The sequence below is a fragment of the Exiguobacterium chiriqhucha RW-2 genome (assembly GCF_000416965.1).
Classification (GTDB): domain Bacteria; phylum Bacillota; class Bacilli; order Exiguobacteriales; family Exiguobacteriaceae; genus Exiguobacterium; species Exiguobacterium chiriqhucha.
In genome coordinates this window covers 341,432-363,486 of the sequence record NZ_ATCL01000009.1, presented here as the reverse complement: position 1 = coordinate 363,486, position 22,055 = coordinate 341,432, and the positions used below count along the sequence as shown (strand labels likewise).

21 protein-coding genes and 2 tRNA genes are annotated in these 22,055 nt (G+C 51.0%); 1 reads left to right on the top strand and 22 read right to left on the bottom strand.

The features are described from left to right. The 22 genes from M467_RS19010 to M467_RS18905 form a co-directional block, all read right to left on the bottom strand. On the bottom strand, positions 1-842 hold an 842-nt coding region (locus M467_RS19010; protein ID WP_021065737.1), incomplete at its 3' end, for an LTA synthase family protein. Between the two features lie 241 nt (positions 843-1,083). Beyond that, positions 1,084-2,046, bottom strand: coding sequence for an ROK family glucokinase (locus tag M467_RS19005; protein WP_021065736.1), 963 nt, complete (start codon positions 2,044-2,046; stop codon positions 1,084-1,086). A gap of 93 nt (positions 2,047-2,139) precedes the next feature. Beyond that, the gene (locus M467_RS19000; protein WP_021065735.1) at positions 2,140-2,334 is read right to left on the bottom strand and encodes a YqgQ family protein; all 195 of its coding nucleotides are present in this window, start codon (positions 2,332-2,334) and stop codon (positions 2,140-2,142) included. Continuing rightward, positions 2,331-3,353: a M42 family metallopeptidase gene (locus M467_RS18995; protein ID WP_021065734.1), complete on the bottom strand. Its 1,023-nt coding sequence runs from the start codon at positions 3,351-3,353 to the stop codon at positions 2,331-2,333. Before M467_RS18995 ends, M467_RS19000 begins: the two co-directional genes overlap by 4 nt. Before the next feature lie 15 nt (positions 3,354-3,368). Next, the gene (locus M467_RS18990) at positions 3,369-4,421 is read right to left on the bottom strand and encodes a rhomboid family intramembrane serine protease (protein WP_021065733.1); all 1,053 of its coding nucleotides are present in this window, start codon (positions 4,419-4,421) and stop codon (positions 3,369-3,371) included. Between the two features lie 155 nt (positions 4,422-4,576). After that, the gene (locus tag M467_RS18985; RefSeq protein ID WP_021065732.1) at positions 4,577-5,533 is read right to left on the bottom strand and encodes an L-lactate dehydrogenase; all 957 of its coding nucleotides are present in this window, start codon (positions 5,531-5,533) and stop codon (positions 4,577-4,579) included. A 169-nt stretch (positions 5,534-5,702) separates the two neighbouring features. Continuing rightward, positions 5,703-6,473, bottom strand: coding sequence for a DUF92 domain-containing protein (locus M467_RS18980; RefSeq protein ID WP_021065731.1), 771 nt, complete (start codon positions 6,471-6,473; stop codon positions 5,703-5,705). Further along, positions 6,452-7,006: a 5-formyltetrahydrofolate cyclo-ligase gene (locus M467_RS18975; protein WP_021065730.1), complete on the bottom strand. Its 555-nt coding sequence runs from the start codon at positions 7,004-7,006 to the stop codon at positions 6,452-6,454. The genes M467_RS18980 and M467_RS18975 overlap by 22 nt, the downstream gene beginning before the upstream one ends. A 55-nt stretch (positions 7,007-7,061) precedes the next feature. Beyond that, positions 7,062-7,226 (bottom strand): 50S ribosomal protein L33, encoded by a 165-nt coding sequence (gene rpmG / locus M467_RS18970; protein WP_255313299.1) that lies wholly within the window; start codon positions 7,224-7,226, stop codon positions 7,062-7,064. Positions 7,227-7,310: 84 nt separating this feature from the next. After that, a complete protein-coding gene (locus M467_RS18965) occupies positions 7,311-9,512 on the bottom strand; it encodes a 1,4-alpha-glucan branching protein domain-containing protein (protein WP_021065729.1) in 2,202 nt (733 codons plus the stop codon). A gap of 14 nt (positions 9,513-9,526) precedes the next feature. Continuing rightward, complete coding sequence (locus M467_RS18960; RefSeq protein WP_021065728.1) at positions 9,527-10,297, bottom strand: DUF4912 domain-containing protein; 771 nt, start codon at positions 10,295-10,297, stop codon at positions 9,527-9,529. Between the two features lie 119 nt (positions 10,298-10,416). Then, complete coding sequence (gene phoU / locus M467_RS18955) at positions 10,417-11,079, bottom strand: phosphate signaling complex protein PhoU (RefSeq protein WP_021065727.1); 663 nt, start codon at positions 11,077-11,079, stop codon at positions 10,417-10,419. Positions 11,080-11,094: 15 nt separating this feature from the next. After that, the gene (gene pstB / locus M467_RS18950; RefSeq protein ID WP_052013661.1) at positions 11,095-11,856 is read right to left on the bottom strand and encodes a phosphate ABC transporter ATP-binding protein PstB; all 762 of its coding nucleotides are present in this window, start codon (positions 11,854-11,856) and stop codon (positions 11,095-11,097) included. A 103-nt stretch (positions 11,857-11,959) separates the two neighbouring features. Further along, complete coding sequence (gene pstA / locus M467_RS18945) at positions 11,960-12,871, bottom strand: phosphate ABC transporter permease PstA (RefSeq protein ID WP_021065725.1); 912 nt, start codon at positions 12,869-12,871, stop codon at positions 11,960-11,962. Between the two features lies 1 nt (position 12,872). After that, the gene (gene pstC / locus M467_RS18940; protein WP_021065724.1) at positions 12,873-13,817 is read right to left on the bottom strand and encodes a phosphate ABC transporter permease subunit PstC; all 945 of its coding nucleotides are present in this window, start codon (positions 13,815-13,817) and stop codon (positions 12,873-12,875) included. Positions 13,818-13,900: 83 nt separating this feature from the next. Beyond that, the gene (locus M467_RS18935) at positions 13,901-14,836 is read right to left on the bottom strand and encodes a PstS family phosphate ABC transporter substrate-binding protein (protein WP_021065723.1); all 936 of its coding nucleotides are present in this window, start codon (positions 14,834-14,836) and stop codon (positions 13,901-13,903) included. Between the two features lie 153 nt (positions 14,837-14,989). Continuing rightward, a complete protein-coding gene (locus M467_RS18930) occupies positions 14,990-17,047 on the bottom strand; it encodes a peptidoglycan D,D-transpeptidase FtsI family protein (RefSeq protein WP_021065722.1) in 2,058 nt (685 codons plus the stop codon). A gap of 166 nt (positions 17,048-17,213) precedes the next feature. Next, positions 17,214-17,822: a superoxide dismutase gene (locus M467_RS18925; protein WP_021065721.1), complete on the bottom strand. Its 609-nt coding sequence runs from the start codon at positions 17,820-17,822 to the stop codon at positions 17,214-17,216. A gap of 83 nt (positions 17,823-17,905) precedes the next feature. Further along, complete coding sequence (locus tag M467_RS18920; RefSeq protein ID WP_021065720.1) at positions 17,906-19,375, bottom strand: alpha-amylase; 1,470 nt, start codon at positions 19,373-19,375, stop codon at positions 17,906-17,908. A 125-nt stretch (positions 19,376-19,500) separates the two neighbouring features. Next, a tRNA-Ile gene (locus M467_RS18915) sits at positions 19,501-19,574 on the bottom strand. A 5-nt stretch (positions 19,575-19,579) separates the two neighbouring features. After that, positions 19,580-19,656, bottom strand: a tRNA-Met gene (locus tag M467_RS18910). Positions 19,657-19,764: 108 nt separating this feature from the next. Further along, positions 19,765-21,408 carry a Na/Pi cotransporter family protein gene (locus M467_RS18905; protein ID WP_021065719.1) on the bottom strand — a complete coding sequence of 548 codons (1,644 nt, stop codon included), beginning with the start codon at positions 21,406-21,408 and terminating at the stop codon, positions 19,765-19,767. Between the two features lie 182 nt (positions 21,409-21,590). Between M467_RS18905 and M467_RS0115795 the strand changes: the two genes are divergently transcribed. Next, entirely contained in the window at positions 21,591-22,037 is a 447-nt protein-coding gene (locus M467_RS0115795) for a hypothetical protein (RefSeq protein ID WP_021065718.1), read from the top strand. The last annotated feature ends 18 nt before the right edge of the window (positions 22,038-22,055 follow it).

The following is a 22,055-nucleotide window of genomic DNA, read 5'->3' as shown; positions in this document are numbered from 1 at the left end:
CCGTTCGACGCTTTCATGTTGTGCGTGAAGTTTTGGGCCGACTCGAACGAGACGACGACCACGTTCTTGCCTTTATACTTCCCGAAGTAGTCCGGGTTCGGTGCTGCATAGTGTTGACGGGTGTACTTCTCGATTTTGGCGAGTTCTGACCCGTCAGCCATCGCCTTCTGGGCCGACGTTTTCGTTTGAAGCATCGCATCGTAGACGTGGAAATTGAACGTCCCGATATTCTTGACCAACAGTTCCCGGTCGAACGAACGAGTCAACAGTTCCGGACGCTCTGTTTCAGCGAGCGACAAGTTGAACAAGAACACGACGACGGCCGTCGCGAACGTCACGAGCGCTCTCCGATGAGAGGCAGCCGTCGCTGTCGCGTTGATGCGCCATAAGATGAACGGCAAGACGAGCACGTCCCCGAGGATAATCAAATCTTTCCATTCCAACAGTGACGTGAACGATGTCGACAACGTCTCCATGTTCGACGGTTGCAAGATGACCGGCATCGTCAAGTAGTCGGTAAACTCGCGGTAATAGACGGCATCCGCAAACAAGATGAACGATGCTACGGCATACAGCATGTACAAGACCCATTTCTGCTTATTTCCTTTAAAGAAGAAACTGAACGCGAATAGGAATAGAGTGGAGCTGATCGGGCTGATCAGCAGAATGAATGCCTGAGCGGTGTTTTCAATCGGGATATTGAAGAAAAATTGGTAAACTACGTACGTCTTCGTCCAAAGTAATAGCGAGAAAATCCAAAATAACCGATATTCATGAAACGAAGCGCGGACCGTATCATTCAGTCGCATAGTAAGCTTCGAGAAGCTCTGAGATGACTTCATCTGACGGCCTCCTCCTCTGTTCAACGGGCGACGAGTTCAACAGACTCGGTGCCCCTATTTTTTTATAAGTCCAATTGGCTTGTTATCCATTTCACGTACGATAACAGTCCTGTATCAAGTCCAAATCTTACCCCTTTTTTAACAAAAAATCAACTCCGTCATTACAAATTTTACATTATCCCATACCCGTTCCCAATATAAAACACGCCTGCATCAAGTCGCAGGCGTGCATGGACAAACGTTATACACGAGTCGGGATAAAGTGTTTACGGGCAAGCCACGCACAACCGATGACACCCGCATCGTTCTCGAGTTCCGCGATTTTGAACGCCGTCGACGCATAGACGCGCTCGAGGGCGAACCGTTTGAACTGCTCGTCGAGCGGCTCGAGGAGTGCTTCGCGTGCTTTCGAGACGCCTCCGCCGATGACAATCATTTTCGGGTTCAACGTGTTGGCGATATTCGAAATCGTCAATCCAAGATATTCGGTCATCTCGTTCACGACTTCTGTCGCGACGACATCATTCGCTTTATACGCTTCGAACACGTCGCGTGCCGTCACTTCGTTCAGTTCGTTCAACGATGTCGTCCGACCTTTACGTTTTTGGAGTGCCAGACGGGCGATTCCGGTAGCCGAAGCAATCGTCTCGATGCAACCTTTACGGCCGCAGCCACACATGACGGCTTTCGACTCGTCACGTTCAACCGTAATATGGCCAATTTCCCCAGCCATACCTGCAGCCCCGTGGACGATATTGCCGTTCGTGATGACACCGCCGCCGACGCCTGTGCCGAGCGTGATGGCGAGCAGTTCTGATGCGCCTTCGCCTGCCCCTTTCCACATTTCACCGAGTGCGGCAGCGTTGGCGTCATTCTCTAAGACGGCCGGCAAACCGACCGCTTTCTCGAACTCGCTGACGAGCGCAAAGTTTTTCCAGCCGATGTTTGGTGAATATTCGACCACACCTTCTGAAAAGTTGATAAAGCCTGGTGCCCCGATGCCCGCACCTGCAAAATCTTGCTTCGCTTTGCCCGACGTTTCTAAATAGGCTTCGAATGAAGCGGCAATATCAGTCGGAATATGTACCCCGTTCTCACGAATATCCGTTGTAATCTCCCACTTGTCAGAAATAATCCCGTTCATATCGAGGACGGCCATCTTCACCGTCGTTCCACCAATGTCGATTCCTAATAACCACTTCATGTGTTCCACTCCTCGTCTCGATTAAATCGCTTTCATCCCATAGTTTACACTATTAAACCCCTAGTGCAAACCTTTGCACTAGGGGTTTTTCTGTCAATCTCTTGAATTTTTCAGTTCATGGGTCAAAATAATCTTGGCCGTATCATATTCCCGTTGTTCAATCATTCCGCCCGCATGCAACTCATCGAGTTCCATCATCATGAGCCCGATCTCGGCATCGCGCTCCCCGATATAAATGATCGTGCCGAACGATTTCAAAAATTGCTGGACGTCATAAAAATTTTTCATCGTTCGTCCTCCATCGCGGTGAGCACGAAACGGTACAGCAGTTCCCGCGTCGCTTCGAGCGATTTGAGATGCGTCCGCTCATAGCTATGGCTCGACTCGATGCCTGGGCCGACGAGCGCGTGGCGCACATCGTAGCCGGCTCCGATTGCAGCCGAGGCGTCCGATCCATAGTACGGATAGATATCGACTTTATGGGCGATGTCATGTTTACGGCATAGCGCGGTGAATTGACGGCGCAACCCGAGATCATACGGGCCTGACGAATCTTTCGCACAAATCGAAACTGTATACTCGTCCGAGTGTTGCCCGTCCCCGAGCGCACCCATATCGACAGCGATATATTCAGTCACCGCTTCGGGAATTCCGGCGTTGCCCCCGAACCCGACCTCTTCATAGTTCGAGATCAAGTAATGGACCGGGTGTGGCAACTCCGCCTCGACCAGATCTTTCGCCAAATCGAGCAAGATGGCAACGGACGCCTTATCATCGAGATGACGTGATTTGATATAACCGGCGTCGGTCTGACGGAAGCGCGGGTCGAACGAGACGAAGTCCCCGACCTCGATGCCGAGGGCCCTTACGTCTTCGGCTGTATGGACGTCCGCGTCCAAGCGCACTTCAATCGTTGACGCCGTCCGTTCGGCACTATTCGTGTCCTTATAGACATGGACGCTCGATTGATGAATGAGAATCGTTCCTTCAATCGGCGCACCCGTCTCGGCATGAACCAGACAGTTCTCCCCTTCGATTGCAGTCCAGGCGTATCCGCCGACTTGCGTCAAGCGCAAGCGGCCGCTCGGCAAGATTTCTTTCACCATCGCGCCGAGCGTATCGACATGGGCCGTCAACAGACGTGCTCGATCCGATTTGCCCTCAAATGTCGCCAGAAGCGCCCCTTTGTTCAAGCGTTTCGTGGGGATCCCGAGTGCCGTCAGTTCTTGTTCGACGAATCCGATCGCCTCGTCCGTCATCCCGGACGGACTTGGAATTTCAACCAATTGCTTCAACGTTTCAATCATACCCTTACTCCTTTGTCATCGATTGTAGCCGAGCCAAAATAATGCGCCGGACGCCACGAACACGAGCCCCGCAAATAGCAAGCGACGTTTCTTCACGTGTTCATCCGGTAAGCCGACCACTCCCGCCATCAGAAAGCCCCCGACGAGTCCACCCGCGTGTGCGGAATGGTCCAAACTAGCGCCAAGGACGAAAGCGAGTCCCACGTTTAATCCTAACATAATAAACAGAGGAGGGCCGAGTGTCTTCATAAATAAGGAGCGGTCGCGCAGTCCGAAATAGAGCAGTGCGCCGACAAGCCCAAACAATGCCCCGGACGCGCCGGCCGAGATGGCTTCGCTGAACGCATACGAGGCGACCGTGGCGATGACACCTGCCAACAGATAAATGGTGGCGAAACGCGTCGAGCCGTACATCCGTTCCACGAGCGGGCCGAGTGACCAGAGCGCGAACATGTTGATGGCGAAATGGAACCAACCGATATGAAGGAACATCGGTGTGATCAGACGCCACCATTCTCCTTCGTCGATGAGAGGATTCACTTTCGCACCGAAGCGGATGAGCGTGTTCGGATCGAGCGTCGAGCCGATTGATTCGGCGAACCACATGACGAGGAACGTCACGAACATGAGCGCATAGACGAACTGAGGCTTCCCAAAGGCGAACCGTTGCTTCAGTTCATTTTTCCGTTGTTGGTCGAGAGCGACGGCACGCGGGCGATATGACGTTTCCGTTTCGGCGCACGGCCGCATCTCGAGCTTCACTTTTGCCGCAATCGGGAACGTGAGCGACGACAGACGCTCTTCATCGACGAGCGGGTCACCATAAATGTGGACATGGAGCTTCTCGCGGCCGATTCGGGCCAAGCGAAACGAGTTCATGACCGCCTCGACGTCCAAGGCGACATGGTTCGCCCACGCCTTATCTGTCCGTATGTAGAGGTGATAGACATCCCCCGCTTTCGTGTCAAACAATAAAAGTGCCCGCGACGGCTCTAAGACGCCCTCGATGCGTCCTCCTGCTTCGACGGCACGATATACATCTTCCCAAAAACAAGCTGGTTCTGTCATGTTGGCTCACCTCCTTCTATACTTTCATTCTAAAGGAATTTGGGCAGGACGACAAAATCGAGCATCGCCCCAATCTGCCCCGCTCTTCCGTCGGTCCACAAAAAAACCGTAGTGGCGGGAGCCAACTACGGTCATGACAGAACGAGTAATCGTTCTTATAAGACAGGTTGCATCGTTTTCAATAACACTTCTGCCGAATGATGCATCTTTTGTTTTTCTTCGTCTGACAACTCGATTTCCACGACTTGACGGACTCCTTGGCGGTTGATGATGGCCGGTACACCGATATGGATATCGTTCAAGCCGTATTCACCATCTAAATGTGCGCCGACCGTCAACAACGTGTTCTCGTTACGGAGCACAGCCTTGACGAGACGGAGCAAACCGAGGCCGATGGCGTAGTACGTCGCGCCTTTGCGCTCGATGATGTGGTACGCCGCGTCCCGAACGTTGACGTAGATGTCTTCGAGGTCTTCCCATGTATATTCGTCGTTCTCTTCAAGCAACTGCTCGACCGACTTCCCGTAGATGCGGGCGTTGCTCCAGGCCGCGAATTCCGTGTCTCCGTGCTCACCCATGATGTAGGCGTGGCAGTTGCGTGGATCGACGTTGAAATAGTCGCCGAGCATGTAACGGAGACGTGACGTATCGAGTACCGTTCCTGATCCGAACACGCGGTGTTTCGGTAAACCTGAGTATTTCCAAGCCAAATGTGTCATGATGTCGACCGGGTTCGAGGCGATGATGATGATGCCGTCGAATCCAGATGCCATGATGTCCCCAATCATCGATTTCATGATTTTGGCGTTCTTCTCGACGAGGTCGAGGCGAGTTTCACCCGGTTTTTGCGGAGCACCGGCAGTGATGACGACGATATCTGCTGCACCACAGTCCGTATAGTCCCCTGCCCAGACGCGCATCGGTGAAGAAGCGAACGAGACGCCGTGGTTCAAGTCCATCGCTTCGCCTTCCGCCTTCGATTTGTTGATGTCGATAATGACGAGTTCCTCACAAAGACTTGCTGTCGTCAATTGGTACGCAAAGCTGGCACCGACCGCTCCGGCCCCAACGAGCGCGACGCGTGTTACTTTTGCATGATTTAATGTTTCCATATTGATTCTCCACCCTTCGAACAATCTGTTTCATGTTTTTGTTATGTCTGTTACATAAAGATTGTAACATCATTCACAAACACTCACTACTAAGGAAACCGTTTTCACTTTGGCGATATTGTGACAAAATTCACATTCGTTTGAAACATCTACATTTTCTGTACTACCCTCATCGTAACAAGAGGAAACTAATCGTCGCGGCCGCGGCGATCGACAAAAAGTTGACGGCGTCATTGCCGAGAAAACGCCAGCCCGACACATAAGCCGTCGGCTCACGATGATGTATTTTCTTCTCGGTCAACTTGCCGCACACACGGCATCGGTATTTCCGTTGCACCGTGGCCCCTAACAATGTGTCGACGACGCTGCCGCTCAATCCGAGGGCGATCAAGACGAGCGCGAACGTCACATCGATCTCGATAAATGGAAGCGAGGCGAGGATGATGACCGTGGCCCCGACGATCGACATGACCGTTCCGAACACGGACACCCCACCACTCGTTCCCGGTTCGACTTCACGGAACGTCCGAATCGAGCGCGGTTTCTGCTTGGCGAGGACGCCGAACTCAGATCCCCACGTATCACTCGTCGCCGCGGCAATCGAGGCGACATAGGCGAATAACCAGGCGTCGTTTGGCGCAAGAATCATTCCAAGCGCCGTCACCATGCCGACGCCCCCATTGGCGAGCACTTGTACGAAATCACGGGGACCCGATTTCTCAACAATCTCATCGACAGGCGCCTTGTCCCGGGCACGATATTTCGAGGCGAGCGACGATGTCGAGAAAAAGACACCGAGTAAATAGAGCCCGAACCAACCGAAACCGTAGCCGATGACCGCCCCCGTCACGACCGTCAAGACGGCTCCGGAGCGGGTCAACGAGCGCAATCGATAGCCGGCAAAGGCCACCAAACAAGTTACAACGAAGATGGCGAACATAAAATCGTTTCCCTTTCCGTCACGATGAATTCGACAGGAATGTCGTGTGGCTCAATCGGGATCTCATCGAGCAGTTGGACGTCATAGGCCAACGCGATGGTCGTCCCTTTGTACGTGGCGAGGTAGCGATCATAATAGCCGCCTCCCCATCCGATTCGATAGCCGGACCGGTCAAACACGCGGCCGGGGACGATACAGACGTCAATCGAGCGCATCGTCGCTTCAGTCGTCGGCTCCAATATATTCATGACGCCCGGCTCGAGGTCTTCTAACGAATGAATCTCATGGAACGTGAGTCCCTGTTTCGTAACTTTCGGCACGAACACCGATTTTCCTGCCTTCCATGCTAAGCGGATGAGCGGCAACGTATCAATCTCTAAATCGAGGGCGAGCGTAACAGCCACCGTGTCCGCCTCTTGCCACGCCTTCAGTTCGGTCAATGTATGTATGATGACGCGGTCCCGGTCCGACCGGTCGTCGAGTTCACGGATTTGACGATGTACGTCTTGCCGAAGTTGTTTCTTTTCAATCACTTCAATTCCCCCTTGTTCAAAAAAAAGGCCGCCACATGAGTGACGGCCAGTCTCATTATTTCACTTCGCGGTAAAGCGTGTGACGACGGAGACGTGGGTTGTATTTGCGCAATTCGAGGCGCTCTGGGTTGTTACGTTTGTTTTTCTTCGTGATGTACGTGCGATCGCCTGTTTCTGTGCAAGCTAGTGTGATTTTAACGCGCATTTCTTTCACTCCCATCTTACTAATGTTGTATCAAGTGCTTTTGCTTTACAGTCTAAGCATACTCAATTATCCTACCAATTTTTATTTGAAAAAGCAAGGTTATTTCGTGTTCTTTTTCAAACGTTTTTGCCCGTATGGCGAAGCATCGAGCGGCAGGCAGGTTTTTACGTTATCACCAATCGCATAGCGCATTCCGACTTCCTCAGTCGATAGTTGTTCGCAGATGTACACCGTGTCGGCTTCAGCGAGGACGCTGTTCTCGATTCGGTGAATCGCGTCGAACAGACCGCCATGTCCGTGCGGATTGCGGGTCGTTTCAAAGGACAACATAGTTGAGTATAACGGAACTTGTAGTGCTTTCGCAAGCGAACGTGCCGCAGGAATCGTCATCCAATCAAATTGATGGATCGCTTTGAACGGAACTTTGGCCACGAGCTCATGCGCAAGTTTGACGTACGCCACGTTTTGGGCCGCGACTTGGTTCATCACGTGCTCCAAGAACGGGCTCGTCAGACGGACGCGGTACACGTGGACGTGGTTGTGACGTTCATACTCCGGTAACCCTTCCTTGAACGGGGTCAAGACGTACACCGTCTCGCCTTCCGCCGCCCGGGCTTCGACCTCGTCGATGACACGGCGTCCGAGATCACCGACGACGTTGCCTGTATATTCTGGCGTCAAGACGAGAATCGCCTCGCCTTCACTGCCACGTTCCTCAGTCACGTAATAGTCGTGCGGAGACAGGAACGTGTCGATGTCAATGTCCACATCATCAAGGAACGGATACGCGCGATAATGGTCGGCGAGCAGTTCATCCGATAACTTGTCTTGATACAGTGCCGTCTCGAGCTCAGCAAACAGGCGTGTGTGCTCGCGGAAGCGTTCGGCTGCATATTGAGCCGTCGTCTGTCCGTCGAGGATGAAGGCCCAGTCACTCGATACGGCGAGGACGTAATGTCGCACGAGTTGAATGAGCGCCCGATCGACGAGCGGTGAGGCGTGACGATAATCGGCCACGTCTTTGACGAGTTGTGTCTCCATCATGTGCAAGTGGCGGAGCATCCATTCGTTGCGCTCGTTGATCCACACGTCACCATAACCTTTACGCCCCCACGTGTTCATCGAGACGTGTACTGTCTCGAGGTCTTGGAAGTGGCGCTCGAGGAACAGGGCCGGCGTAATCGTCTCGATTCCGAACTCTTCGAGCCGCTCGGCGACCTTGCCGAGGAATTCAGGTCCTTCAAACCACCAATGTCCGAACAACTCGGCATCGAACGGTGCCGTCACGAGGAACGGCGGGAACATTTGTCCACCATGGGCCTCGAGATGCCCTTCGAGCGTCTGCGCAAAATCGAGGGCGTGGTTGTCGATTTGATGTTCGGCCCAGGCGCGGACATAATAGTCTTTCTCATCCGAGTCGCCCGTGATGCGGTGCATCTTCAGACCGGTATCGAATCGAATCCCTTCTGGGTGCATGAACTTTTCAATATACGCCCAGTCGCGGTCATAGGCGAGGTCACGATAAAACTCGCGATAGTCAGGATGGCCCGGATACCCGATCATCGAGCTCCAAATCTTCCCGGAGATGATTTGGTCACGCGGGAACAAGGCGACGCCATGCGGCGAGTAGACCGGTGCGCCAATCCCCTTGTCCGGAGTAGGGTCGGCATCGAGTAAAGCGTGCTCATCGACGAACGTATAACGAACGCCTTCCTCGTACAAGATGCGGTCGACACCCGGCGTATAGGCACACTCCGGCAACCAAATACCGGTCGGGCGGAACCCGTAATGACGCTCGAAACAGTTCAAACCGGTACGGATTTCCGCACGGGCGGCCTGCTCCGTGAACAAGTGCGGGTTGAAGCCGTGCGTCGCCGTACATGTGACCATATCGATGAACCCTTGCTCACGATATGTACGGAACGCATGGTTCAAGTTCTTTTCCCAATGCAGGAACGTTGTTTTCAAATCGGTGTAGCGCCCGCGATAAAAATGGAGCGTCTCAACTTCCTGTTCGCTCCGTCCTTCGGCGAGCTCAATCTCAATCAATTCGAGCATCTCATCCAAATGTTCCACGTAACGGTCCTGGACGAGCGGGTCGGCGAGCATCTCAACGACGGGCGGTGAAATGCTGACCGTCCAATGAAGCGGCTTTTGCAGACGGTCGATTTGCCAAAGAATCGGGATATATGTCTCGGAGATGGCTTCATACACCCATCTCTCTTCTAAGCGGTGTTTCTCTTCATGTCGCACGTACGGAAGGTGGGCATGAAGGACGAGTGAAAAATAACCTGGTTTCATCAAATAAATCCTCCTCAGCGCACGAATCGGTATGCAGAATATTTAGGTAGCGTGTCGAGCAGTTCAGGAGACTCGACTTCCCCGTATTGCCAACGTCGTACCGGTTCAGCGAAACGACCATGGCCGGCTGGCTCCGCACGTGGCGTATCAATCGGTGAAGATGCGAGCAACGGAAGAAACTCCCCTTCCATCGTCCGAATCCCAAATTCGAACACATACGTCGTGTTCGGATCGAGTGGCCGAACGAACCAACTGTTCGTCATCTCCGGCAATTCGAACGTATACGAACGGTTCGCATGCCCGCTCGCGTAATCAAGCAACGTGATGTCGAGGATCCGGAACGCCTTCGGCAAATCTTCCCACGGACGCATGAACTGCATCGACAACGTCTCCTTGACGCTGTCAGAAACCTCCCAAAAGACGTAGACGGCGTTCGGCGATTGAACGACCGCATGCATCAAATCTTGATCATAACGGTCAGGGAGCTTCCAGAACCCATCTGGGCCTTTATCTAGAAGCGGTGATTGGACTGGCAGCTCATGTTGCAGCGTCGAAGCGACCTGCGTCCCAGATGAGGCGGGTACTTGCTTCGATTTCGGTGTCATTGCTTTCTTCCCTTCGGTCTTTCGTTTTGGAGCGGCGGCTACCGGCTTGGCTGGTTCACCGTGTTGGGAACGCCATTTGCGCCAAGCGTACTGGACTTTCCCGATCGGCATGTCTAATTGTTCTGCAATCTGTTTTAACGTTAGCCCTTGTTGTTTCAAGGAAACGATTTTCTCTTCCATCTATTTGTGGCTCCCTTCCTAAAAAAAATCCATGTGTTCTACTATTCGCCTCCAACCCGTGAATTCCTGCACAAAAAAAAAGTAAAGAACAACTGGTCTGTTGTTCTTTACCACTTTTCTTACTGGTTTAAATCATAATGTTTCCCTTTTTCGAGGAAAATGAGATGTTCTCCGAAATTCGTCACGTGATCGCCCATGCGTTCTAAATAGCGGGCGATGTTCGAAAACTCATAGACATCGTTCGTCCCGACAGCCATTGTCGGCACAGATCCCATGTATTGTTTGATGACCTGCAAGTTCAAGTCATCGATGACTTTGTCCATCTCGTTCAAGTCACGCACCCGGCTGACCTCGCCTTTACGATAAGCACGAGTCGCCAGCTCGAGCATGTCGATCAACTGCTCGGCCATCTGTTTGAGCGGCTTGATGTCTAACACGTACGGGACGTGCTCGATGCGCGCAACGGCTTTGGCGATGTTCGTCGCATAGTCCGCGATGCGCTCAAGGTCTGTCGCCGACTTCATCGTCACGATCAAGCGACGAAGGTCGGTCGCGACCGGTTGTTGTTTCGCGATCAACAGAATCGCCTCGTCATTGATTTCGAGCTCGAGGTCATCGAGTTCGTTGTCGTTGTCGATGACAGTCTGAGCGAGTACGAGATCATGTTTTTCAAGCACTTCGATGGCCGTAGCCGTTTGACGCATCGTCAAATTCGCCAAGCGAACAACCTTGTCTTCTAATTCGTTTAACTTCGTATCAAAAAATGTGCGATTTTGTGCCATGATTGTCTCCCCTTCTTAACCGAACCGGCCAGAAATGTAATCTTCAGTCCGTTTGTCCGTTGGATTCGAGAAGATTTTATCGGTCGCATCGAACTCGACGACTTCTCCGTTCAAGAAGAACGCCGTCTTATCCGATACACGAGCTGCTTGCTGCATGTTGTGCGTGACGATGATAATCGAGTACTGCTCTTTCAACTCTTGGACGAGCTCTTCGACTTTTAGTGTCGAGATTGGGTCGAGCGCTGACGTCGGCTCATCCATGAGGATGACGTCCGGTTCGATGGCAAGTGTGCGGGCGATGCAGAGACGTTGTTGCTGTCCACCCGAGAGGCCATAGGCGTTCTCGTTCAAGCGATCTTTTACTTCATCCCAAATCGCGGCGCCACGAAGCGAGCGCTCGACGATTTCATCGAGTACTTTTTTGTTTTTGATGCCGTGTGTACGTGGCCCGTACGCCACGTTGTCATACACCGATTTCGGGAACGGGTTCGGTTGTTGGAACACCATACCGACCGACGTGCGAAGATCTTCAACTTTATAATCGCGGTCAAAGATGTTGCGACCATGATACAAGATTTCACCGTTCGTACGGACAGACGGCACGAGCTCGACCATCCGATTCAACGTCTTGATGAACGTCGACTTCCCGCAACCCGACGGACCGATGATGGCCGTCACTTCGTTTTTCTTGATGTCGAGGTTGACGTCGATCAACGCTTGATCGTCGCCATACCATAAATTCAAGTTGTTCACGACATAGGCACTTTCTTTTTGCATCACCGTTTCGTTCGGTTGAGTCGTCGTTGTATTCACTTCATGATCTCCTTTGAGTTCTTTTTGTTTCATCATCTCGAGAGTCCTCCTCGTTTACTGCTACGACTTAATGTCGGTTCGTGTACTTGTTACGGATATAGATGGCAGCCGAGTTCATGATGATCAACATCGTCATCAATACAATGATTCCGGCAGCGGCCAAGTTTTGGAATTCAGCTTGCGGACGGCTCGTCCAGTTGTAGATTTGAATCGGGAGCGCTGTGAAATCAGAGAACACATTGCTCGGCGTCGTCGAAATGAACGTCGCTGCTCCGACCATGATCAATGGAGCCGTTTCCCCGATTGCTCGCGATACGGCCAAGATGATTCCCGTGATAATCCCTGGAATCGCCGACGGCAAGACGACGTTGAACGTCGTCTGCCACTTCGAGGCTCCGAGTGCGAGCGACGCGTGCCGCAATTCCATCTTGACGGAACGGAGCGCTTCTTGTGACGCGACGATAACAATCGGTAAACTCATCAGTCCGAGCGTGAGAGCTCCGGCCATGATTGAGTTCCCAAGTTCCATAATGCGAACAAAAATCGTCAATCCGAGCAATCCGAAAACGATTGACGGGACACCGGCCAAGTTTGAAATATTTACTTCGATAAATGACGTGATACGGTTTTTTGGTGCGTACTCTTCAAGATAAATCGCGGCACCAACACCGACGATAAATACCATCGGAACGATCAACATCATCAACCAAAGTGATCCAATCAAGGCTGGATAGAGCCCGGCCTGTTCAGGACGACGGGATGGGAAGTTACGGATGAAGTCCAAGTTCACCCAGCCGCCACCTTTAGAGACGACATCATAAATCAATGTCGATAGGACGAGCAGGGCAAAGACAAGTCCCGCTAAAAAGACGTACTTAAAGATTTCATTTAATTGGAGACGGCGCTTAATCCGTTGTGAAACGGAAGCACGGTCCATCAAGTTCTTCGTATTCTTGAACTCACTGTTCGGCAATGCCATATTAGTACTCCTCTCTGAAGCGGCGCGTCACCCAGTTCGCGAATAAGTTCATCACGAGCGTAAAGATGAACAACAATGCGCCGACCGCATAGATACTGTAGTATTCGATTGTCCCGTATCCTGCATCACCTTTGGCGATTTGGACGATATAAGCTGTCATCGTTTGAATCGCGTTGAGCGGGTTGAACTCAAAGTTCGGTTGTGACCCACCTGCGATTGTTACGATCATCGTCTCACCGATGGCACGGCTCATCCCGAGGACGATTGAGGCGATAATCCCTGAGAGCGCGGCTGGCATAACGACTTTAATCGCGACTTCAAGACGCGTCGCGCCAAGGCCGAGGGCTCCATCACGAATCTTTTTCGGGACGGCGCTCATCGAGTCTTCCGAAATCGAAGCGATCATCGGAATGATCATGATTCCGACGACGATTCCTGGGCTGAGTGCGTTATAGATTTGAAGCCCTGGAATCAATGCTTGCAAAATCGGTGTGACGAACGACAAGGCAAAGAATCCGAAGACAATCGTTGGAACGCCAGCAAGCACTTCAAGAATCGGCTTCAAAATCGTGCGGGCACGCTCAGACGCATACTCGCTCAAATAAATCGCCGACGCCAAACCGAGTGGTACAGCGACAATCATGGCAATGACCGTGATCTGGAGTGTCCCCATGACGAGGGCCCAGACGCCGAAACGTTGATCGGCACTAAGCGGATACCATTCGGTCGAGCCTAAAAACTCGGCGACCGGTACGCGCTCGAAAAACTTGAACAGTTCAAAACCGAGTGTGAACGCGATGCCGACCGTCGTGACGACCGAAACGAATGCGCTCAAGAATAATAAGAACGGCATGACTTTATCAAACACGTTCGTCGTACTATATTTCTTTTTCTTATTGGCTTCAATCATCTCTCGAATTGACAGCCCTTTGTTTGGTTGATTCATCTCGTGTATCGCTCCCTACCTCTTCATACTAGAAAGCACGGCGAGAAGGCGAGAGCGACTCTCACCTTCTGCCTTCTGCGCTATTACTCGCCAGCGATCTCGTCGATCACTTCAGCGTTCTCATCATATCGTGCTTGTTCCATTCCGACATATCCAACTTCTTCTGAAAGGGCTGCTGCATTTTCATTCAAGAAGCGTGTGTAGTCAGCGACTTGTGGCTTGTCTTTCAATGACGCGTTGTTCACGTATGTGTAAATCTCACGTGAGAGCGGGTATGAAAGATCGTTGATCGTATCAGTCGTCGGCTCGATGCCTTCGACGTTCAACGCGCGAAGCGTATCTTGGTTTTCAATGTAGTATGCGTATCCGAAGAATCCGATTGCACCTTTCGTGCCGGCGACACCTGTCACGAGGACGTTGTCGTCTTCTGACAACTGTGCGTCTTCACGGATATCCGTGTCGTCAAGGACCGCTTCGTTGAAGAAGTCGAACGTACCTGAGTCTTTACCTGGTGAGAAGAATGAAATTTCTTCATCCGGCCAGTCTGAGCGGACGTCTTTCCATGTTTTCACGTTCGTGTCTGTCCACATCTTGTTAAGTTCTTCAATCGTGATATCTTGTGCCCAATCGTTCTCTGGGTTGACGACGAGTGAAAGGCCATCGAGGGCGACAGCGAGTTGCGTGTACTCGACACCGTTCTTCTCGGCTTCAGCCGCTTCTTCTTCTTTGATTTCACGTGATGCGTTCGAGAAGTCCGTCTCGCCTGTTACGAAACGTTTGAATCCGCCACCCGTACCTGAGACACCGACCGTGACTTCAACGTCTGGCTGTTCAGCTGAATATTCTTCGGCTACGGCTTCCATGATCGGGAAGACTGTTGACGAACCGTCCATGACGACTTTACCTGAAAGTCCTTCACCGTCGGCTGCGCCACCTTCTTCATTGTTCCCACACGCGGCACCGATGATGGCCACCGAAGTAATTGAAGCGACTAAAGCTGATTTTTTCATCCAAGACATTTCTGACGTCCTCCTTGAGTTTGCTTTGATTTGTGTTGTGGCTTCGTTGTTCTGTCCTACAATTAACATCCTAATAAACTACTATTAACGAGAAATAAACGGAACGTAAAAGAATTGTAAAGACGAAAAAAAGAAGCCACCGAAGTGACTTCTTTATTGAATCTGTGCTTGGACGTCTTCTAAGTCGAAATACGCCTTCATGATGTCGTGCGCGACACGGGTGTTGATCCCTTCCGCCTCGAGGCCTGGCATGATGATGGCCCAAGCGATTTCCGGGTCATCATATGGCGCCCAGCCGACGTGGTTCGAGTTGAGTGTCTTAATCGGTTCACCGTTCGCGTTTCGCTTCGCTTGACCATCTGGCCCTTCCGCGATCGCTTGAGCGGTACCGGTCTTACCGGCCGCCGTGATTCCCGTCTGTTGCAGGATACGAGACGTTCCACTCTCGACCCCTTGCCGGAATCCTTGGCGCGCCCGTTGAAGAAATTCATCACGAATATCGACTTTATTGAGCGCGTTCGGTTGGAACGTGCTGACGACTTGCTTGTTCGCTTCGTCGAGCGAGCCAGGTTCGATGATTTCTTTCAAGAGATGCGGTTGAATCCGGTATCCGCCGTTCGCAAGCGTCGACGTATACTGCGCCAATTGAATCGGCGTGTATGAGATGAACTGACCGATCGACATATCCATGAGGAGCGTAACACGGTCCGGTACGCTACGGAATCCGATTGATTCATATGGGAGGTCGATCCCTGTCTCAATTCCGAGTCCGAACTGCTTATAGTAATGTTCCATCGTATTGAATGCCTCGGTCACGTTCTCTCCGACGATTTGGCCGGTCGAGTAGTAATCGGCGAGCCGCAGGGCAATTTGGAACATATAAATGTTCGATGATAACGCGAGGGCATCAAGGTCGTTGATGTTCCCCATGTTCCGGTACGACGACTTGAGTGACGAACCGATCCGAATCGGCGTGTCATAAATATATTCACCCGGTTGGATGACTTCTTCTTCAAGTCCGAACGCGACCGTCGCTCCCTTGATTGTCGAGCCGATTTGACTCGCCCGCAGGACCGTCCCGGTCGAGACGTCTTTGAATTTGTTCGTTTCATAGTCGAGCTCTTGTCCCGAGAGGGCGAGCAATTCACCCGTTTGCGGGTTCATGACGACGGCGAAGGCACGGTCAAAGTGCGGGCTGCCCGAGCGGCCGGCTCGAATCGCTTTCTTCAAAATCTCATCGATTTCTTTTTGGAATTCGATGTCCGTCGACAAGATGATATCTTTCCCTGGGTTCCCGCTAACGCGAGTCGGTTCTCCGACCGGTTCCCCTTTATACGTCGTGAAGACGTCATAGGCCGGGGTTCCGCGTAGCACGTCCTCATACTGTTGTTCGAGATAAGACGTTCCGACCCGATCGTTCAAGCCATACCCTTTCGCTTGATACGAAGCGCGCTGCTCGGCTGGGATTTGACGATAACTTCCGAGGAAGCTTTGGAACGTCTCACCGAACGGATAATCCCGCTGATAATACGGTTCGACACTGACGCCAGGGAGCAGTTCCAAGTTTTCTTCAATCAGTGCCATTTCTTTTGGAGACGCCCCGATTTTAATGACTTGTGGGTCGAGCGCATAGCCTGACTCCATGTTATGTTTGATAGCGATGATTTCTTCGGTCGCATCATCAAACGTGATTTCCGCGTCCGTGATGGAATCGAGCAACAACTGGTCGACGTCTTGGTTCGACAAGGCGGCCCGTTCTTCTTCCGATAAATCAGCCAACAGGTTTTGGACCCGTTCTTGCGAGCGCTCCGGATCGATGGCAATCCAATAATCCTTGCGGTCCCGCTCCGTCACTTTACGGTCCTTCTCCGGCACGTCGACGATTTCCGCGAGCTTGATGGCGACTTCGAGGCGCTCTTCCGTCTTCGTCACTTGCGACCGGCGATACATGACCGAGTAGTTCGAGATGGTGTCGGCGAGCACTTGGCCGTTGCGGTCATAGATTTTACCGCGCGGTACCTCGTACTTGATTTTGCTTGATTCGGTCTTCTGAACTTCACGGGCAATCAACTCACCGTTGACGATTTGGACGACGCCTAAACGGAAAATGAGTGTCGCGAATAAGATGAAGACGATAAAGAACAATAAGTTCAATCGCAACGGAAGGTGGTTGCGCCGTTTCTTCGGCACTTTCACACGGTTTCTGGCCAATTCAGTTGTCTCCTTTCTGATTCAATTCCTTCTATAAGTATAGGTGACGTATATGTCAGTGTTATTTCTATTTTTCGACTCGATTTTCACTATATCATAATTTGTTTACAAAATAATGAAATGTAGAAAAAATCCCGAGATTCAATCGAATCCCGGGACTGTGTCATTATTTTGCGTCTGCGTAGAGCTTCGCGACGTAATCCCAGTCGATGACATGGAAGAACGCTTGAATGTAATCCGGACGACGGTTTTGGTAGTTCAAGTAGTACGCATGCTCCCAAACATCGAGACCGAGGATTGGCTGAACGCCTTCCATGATCGGTGAATCTTGGTTTGGAGTCGATGTGACTTCGAGTTTGCCGTTTTTCACGACGAGCCAAGCCCAACCAGAGCCGAAGCGTGTTGTCGCTGCTTTCGTGAACTCCTCTTTGAACGCGTCGAAGCTGCCGAACGCTTCGTCGATTGCAGAAGCGAGTTCGCCCGTCGGAGCACCGTTCTCGTTCTTCTTCAACAATTTCCAGAAGAATGAGTGGTTCCAGTGACCGCCACCGTTGTTGCGGACCGCTGTTTGAATGTCAGCAGGAAGTGAATCGAGGTTTTGAAGCAACTCTTCGAGTGAAGAGTAGTTCACGTCTTTTCCTTCGAGTGCATTGTTTACGTTCGTGACGTAAGTGTTGTGGTGTTTCGTGTGGTGGATTTCCATCGTGCGTGCGTCAATGTGTGGTTCAAGTGCATCGTATGCGTAATCAAGTTGTGGTAATTCAAATTTAGCCATAACTAAAATCCCCCTTAAATTGGTTTGAACAACGTTCGTTTTAAATGTAACAGATTTGTGACGGTCGACTCAATTGTAATGCTTCACTCGACGTCTTGTTCAGGTAACGCCCAAACCGAAATCGAACCTGCCGCTACTTTAAATACCCCATGTCCGTCTTCATCAATCTCAACGACCTCATCGACGGTCTGTGTCAAATCGACCCATTTCTCGCCGGCACGGTGCTCGCCGACGAACATCTGTTTCTCGGCTGCTTCACTGTTCGAGATGAGGACAGCACAACCCGAACGCTCGATCTCCTCGACACCTTGACGGACCCAACCGATGACGTGTTCGTCATCGAAGTAGTCGTCCTGTTGACCGTACGCTTTCTCCCGGCGTGCATAAAGGAGCGGATCGATTGCCACTTTCTTTCCATCGGCCGGGTGCGGTCCGTTGATGCCGTAGTAGTCCCCATAGAACACACAAGGGTACCCGTCTTGGCGAAGCAAGATTAAACCGTAGGCGATTTGTTTGAACCAATCTTCGACCCATGACTCGAGTGCTTCCGCCGGTTGTGAATCGTGGTTATCGACGAACGTCACTGAGTGGAGCGGGTGGGACTGGACGAGCGTATCGTCAAAGATCGTCCGCATATCGAACGATTCTCCTTCTGTCGAGGCACGCTGCAAGTTGTAATGGAGCGGCACGTCGAACAAATCGACGTGATAATCGATGTTGTCGAGGAACTCACGGCATGCATCGAGCTCTGACTTCCAGAACTCACCGACCAAATAGAAGTTGTCGCCTTTTTCAGCTTTCATTTTCTGGCTGAACTCTTTAACGAAATCATAGTTGATGTGTTTGATGGCATCGAGTCGGAACCCGTCGCACTGCGTCTCTTCGATAAACCACTTGCCCCAGCTAAGAACTTCTTCACGGACTTCTGGGTGGTGATAATCGATATTGGCGAACATCAAATAGTCATAGACACCGAACTCGTCATCGACGTTGTCGTTCCATTTTTTGTTTTCACCGAGGATGAAGAAGATACCGCTATGGTCGTTCGCAGCGTCATAATCTGTACCGTTAAAGTGATGGAAGTTCCATTTGAAAGAGGAATGTTTGTCGTTTCGACCTTCGAAATCAAACTTGGTCCAGCCTTCAATTTCGAACGGCTCTTCTGACAGCACTTTCGTGCGATCTTCCGGGTCGACTTCGAGCACATCGAACTTCTCGGTCGCATCGGCCCCGGCTTTATGGTTTAAGACGACATCCATATAGACTTGCATTCCAAGTTCTTGGGCATGCTTCGTCGCCTCGAGTAATTCCTCTTTTGTTCCGTATTTGGTCGCGACCGTTCCTTTTTGGTCAAACTCCCCTAAATCATACAAATCGTACACGCCATATCCCGTATCCTCGTCGCTCTGTCCTTTCGTGACAGGGGGCAACCATAATGCGGTAATTCCGACTTCCTTCAATTCAGAAGCTCGTTCTTTCAATCGCTTCCAATGTTTCTGGTCAGCCGGGACGTGCCATTCAAAAAATTGCATCATCGTATGATTTCGTTCCATCTCGCTTCGCCTCATTTCATATTTTTCAAAAAACAAAATGCTAACGGATATTTACCCAGGACTTCGAGTTTGAAAACTAAAAATGAAAACAAAAAACAGCTTTCATCAGAAAGCTGTTCACAAAATGGACCCTGTAGGACTTGAACCTACGACCGGACGGTTATGAGCCGTCTGCTCTAACCAGCTGAGCTAAGGGTCCTTTATTGGTAGCGGCGGAGGGAGTCGAACCCACGACCTCACGGGTATGAACCGTACGCTCTAGCCAGCTGAGCTACACCGCCACGTTGTTATACAGTAATAATATACTGAATGAACGCGTCACTGTCAATCAAAAGTCACATTGAACCAAAAAGTCCCTCCGTCTCAAATGAGCCGGAAGGACCGTTGGATTAGACTGTTGCTTCGTTTCTATCTTCAAGCGTGATTTCTGTGATGTTCATGGCGTGGTCACCGATTCGCTCCAAGTTCGAGAGCATATCGACGAAGAACATTCCGGCTTGGCCGTCACACTCGCCTGTATTCAAGCGGACGACGTGATTTTTACGGAACTGACGCTCCAGCATATCGAGTTTCGCTTCCATCTCGATGACTTGACGCGCTTCGACCATGTCTCCGCTCGCCAACGTTTGAAGTGACTTCTCGAGCGTGGCCCGTGTCAAATCGTACATTTCCGTCAACTCTTTCTGAGCACCGGTCGATAGTGTGACACGTGTCGCCGTCTTATAATCGATCAATTCGATAATATTCTCGACGTGGTCACCGATTCGCTCGATATCGTTGATGGCATGCATGAGTGTCTTATGTTCTTGTGATTCTTGCTCCGTCAAATCAACGGCAGCGAGTTTCACGAGGTAATCTGTGATTTTTGAGTTAAGCGAGTTGAGCGCCTCTTCAATGTGCGCTGACTTCTCGGCATGTTTCTTATCGCCAGTCGTCATGTAGTTGCGCGCTTCATCAAGGCCAAGTTTTGCGAAGTCGCCCATGCGGATGACTTCAAACTTCGCTTGCTCGACGGCAATCGATGGTGACTGTTGGATGAAGATTGGATCCAAATGCTGTGCTTTCGTATCGACGATTGAATCTTCACCAGGAACCATTTTCGTCACGATCCAAGCAATCGTTCCAATGAACCAGAACTGGATGAACGTGTTGACGACGTTGAACGTCCCGTGGGCGAAGGCGATTTGCATCTTGTCTTCAATCGCTAAAACATCTGTGATCCAGTAAATATATGCTGTAAACGGTACGAGTGCAATCATGAATAAGATTGTCCCGACAATATTAAAGATAACGTGGGCTGCTGCCGCACGACGGGCTGCGACCGAGGCACCGATTGAAGCGAGTACCGCTGTAATCGTTGTCCCGATGTTGTCTCCGAACAAGACCGGAAGTGCCGCGTCCAAGTCGATTGATCCACCGGCATACAACTCTTGCAAAATCCCGATCGTTGCTGATGACGATTGAACGATGACGGTGAACACCGTACCGACGATGACGCCGAGGAACGGGTTGTCACTCATCGATTGCGTCAAGTCGATGAAGTATTCGCTCGAACGGAGCGGCTTCATACCCTCTCCCATGAGCTCAAGACCGTAAAACAGCATCCCGAAACCGAAGAAGATTTGACCCAAATGTTGCAACTTCTCTTTTTTAAAGAAGAAAATCAATACCGCACCAACGGCGATAACAGGTAACGCATAGGCGCCGACATCGAAACCGATGATGAACGCTGTCACTGTCGTCCCGATGTTCGCCCCCATGATGACCCCGATTGCTTGACGGAGCGTCATGAACCCGGCGCTGACAAGACCGACCGTGATGACAGTCGTACCTGACGATGACTGAATTAAGACTGTTACAATGATACCAGCTAGTACTCCGAGGAACGGATTCGATGTATACTTATCAAGGATGTCACGCAGGCGGTTACCTGCTGACTTTTGGAGGCCGTCTCCCATCGATTTGATACCGAAGAGGAAGATTCCTAATCCTCCAAAAAACATGAATAACATTTCTTGCAAATTGTATTCCACGATTTTTGTACTCCTTTTGATTGTAAATTAGTTGTGTTTGCTTGGTTTTTTTAATGCCCTACTCATTATGCCCGCATCACCCATTCGATGTAAACAGGTTTAATGTTAAGGTTTTATTAAACCACTGTATGATTTTTGTTTGTTTTTCTAGTTTTGTACTATAACAGATTGGAGTTCCATTTATGTTCAAGACAACGATTCAGTTTATCCGCCATAGCCTTTACCCGTCCAAGCAGGCGTTACGTCTCCGCTTGGCCCCGCTTCACGCCTATATGATGGCGAGTTTAGTGTTGACGTTGACCGTCACGGTACTCGATTACATCGTGTTACAACCAAATTTCTTTTGGCCGATGTGGTTGTTCTTACATGCGTTCGCGATTTTCTTCTTCTATATGGGACTCGTCGCCCTCAGTGCCCTCCTCGTCCAACTCGTCACGAAATGGCGCACGAAAAAAATGTGGCCGTATCGACAAGCATGGCCGTATGCGGTCGCGATGTCGCTCATTCCGACAGTCAGTCTCGTCGTCCTGTATCACGTTTCGCCGTCCGCGTCGTGGTTCGGGATTCTACTATTATTCATTTATGTAGTCGTCCCATTATCGCGAATCCCGATTAAACGAACATCATAAAACAAGGCCGGATGAACG

Excerpts from the sequence above, each read along its gene's own strand:
- M467_RS19005 (WP_021065736.1), bottom strand. The coding sequence starts at position 2,046 with ATGAAGTGGTTATTAGGAATCGACATTGGTGGAACGACGGTGAAGATG.
- M467_RS19000 (WP_021065735.1), bottom strand. The coding sequence starts at position 2,334 with ATGAAAAATTTTTATGACGTCCAGCAATTTTTGAAATCGTTCGGCACG.
- M467_RS18995 (WP_021065734.1), bottom strand. The coding sequence starts at position 3,353 with ATGATTGAAACGTTGAAGCAATTGGTTGAAATTCCAAGTCCGTCCGGG.
- M467_RS18990 (WP_021065733.1), bottom strand. The coding sequence starts at position 4,421 with ATGACAGAACCAGCTTGTTTTTGGGAAGATGTATATCGTGCCGTCGAA.
- M467_RS18985 (WP_021065732.1), bottom strand. The coding sequence starts at position 5,533 with ATGGAAACATTAAATCATGCAAAAGTAACACGCGTCGCGCTCGTTGGG.
- M467_RS18980 (WP_021065731.1), bottom strand. The coding sequence starts at position 6,473 with ATGTTCGCCATCTTCGTTGTAACTTGTTTGGTGGCCTTTGCCGGCTAT.
- rpmG (WP_255313299.1), bottom strand. The coding sequence starts at position 7,226 with ATGGGAGTGAAAGAAATGCGCGTTAAAATCACACTAGCTTGCACAGAA.
- M467_RS18965 (WP_021065729.1), bottom strand. The coding sequence starts at position 9,512 with ATGAAACCAGGTTATTTTTCACTCGTCCTTCATGCCCACCTTCCGTAC.
- M467_RS18960 (WP_021065728.1), bottom strand. The coding sequence starts at position 10,297 with ATGGAAGAGAAAATCGTTTCCTTGAAACAACAAGGGCTAACGTTAAAA.
- phoU (WP_021065727.1), bottom strand. The coding sequence starts at position 11,079 with ATGGCACAAAATCGCACATTTTTTGATACGAAGTTAAACGAATTAGAA.
- pstB (WP_052013661.1), bottom strand. The coding sequence starts at position 11,856 with ATGCAAAAAGAAAGTGCCTATGTCGTGAACAACTTGAATTTATGGTAT.
- pstA (WP_021065725.1), bottom strand. The coding sequence starts at position 12,871 with ATGGCATTGCCGAACAGTGAGTTCAAGAATACGAAGAACTTGATGGAC.
- pstC (WP_021065724.1), bottom strand. The coding sequence starts at position 13,817 with ATGAATCAACCAAACAAAGGGCTGTCAATTCGAGAGATGATTGAAGCC.
- M467_RS18935 (WP_021065723.1), bottom strand. The coding sequence starts at position 14,836 with ATGTCTTGGATGAAAAAATCAGCTTTAGTCGCTTCAATTACTTCGGTG.
- M467_RS18925 (WP_021065721.1), bottom strand. The coding sequence starts at position 17,822 with ATGGCTAAATTTGAATTACCACAACTTGATTACGCATACGATGCACTT.
- M467_RS18920 (WP_021065720.1), bottom strand. The coding sequence starts at position 19,375 with ATGGAACGAAATCATACGATGATGCAATTTTTTGAATGGCACGTCCCG.
- M467_RS0115795 (WP_021065718.1), top strand. The coding sequence starts at position 21,591 with ATGTTCAAGACAACGATTCAGTTTATCCGCCATAGCCTTTACCCGTCC.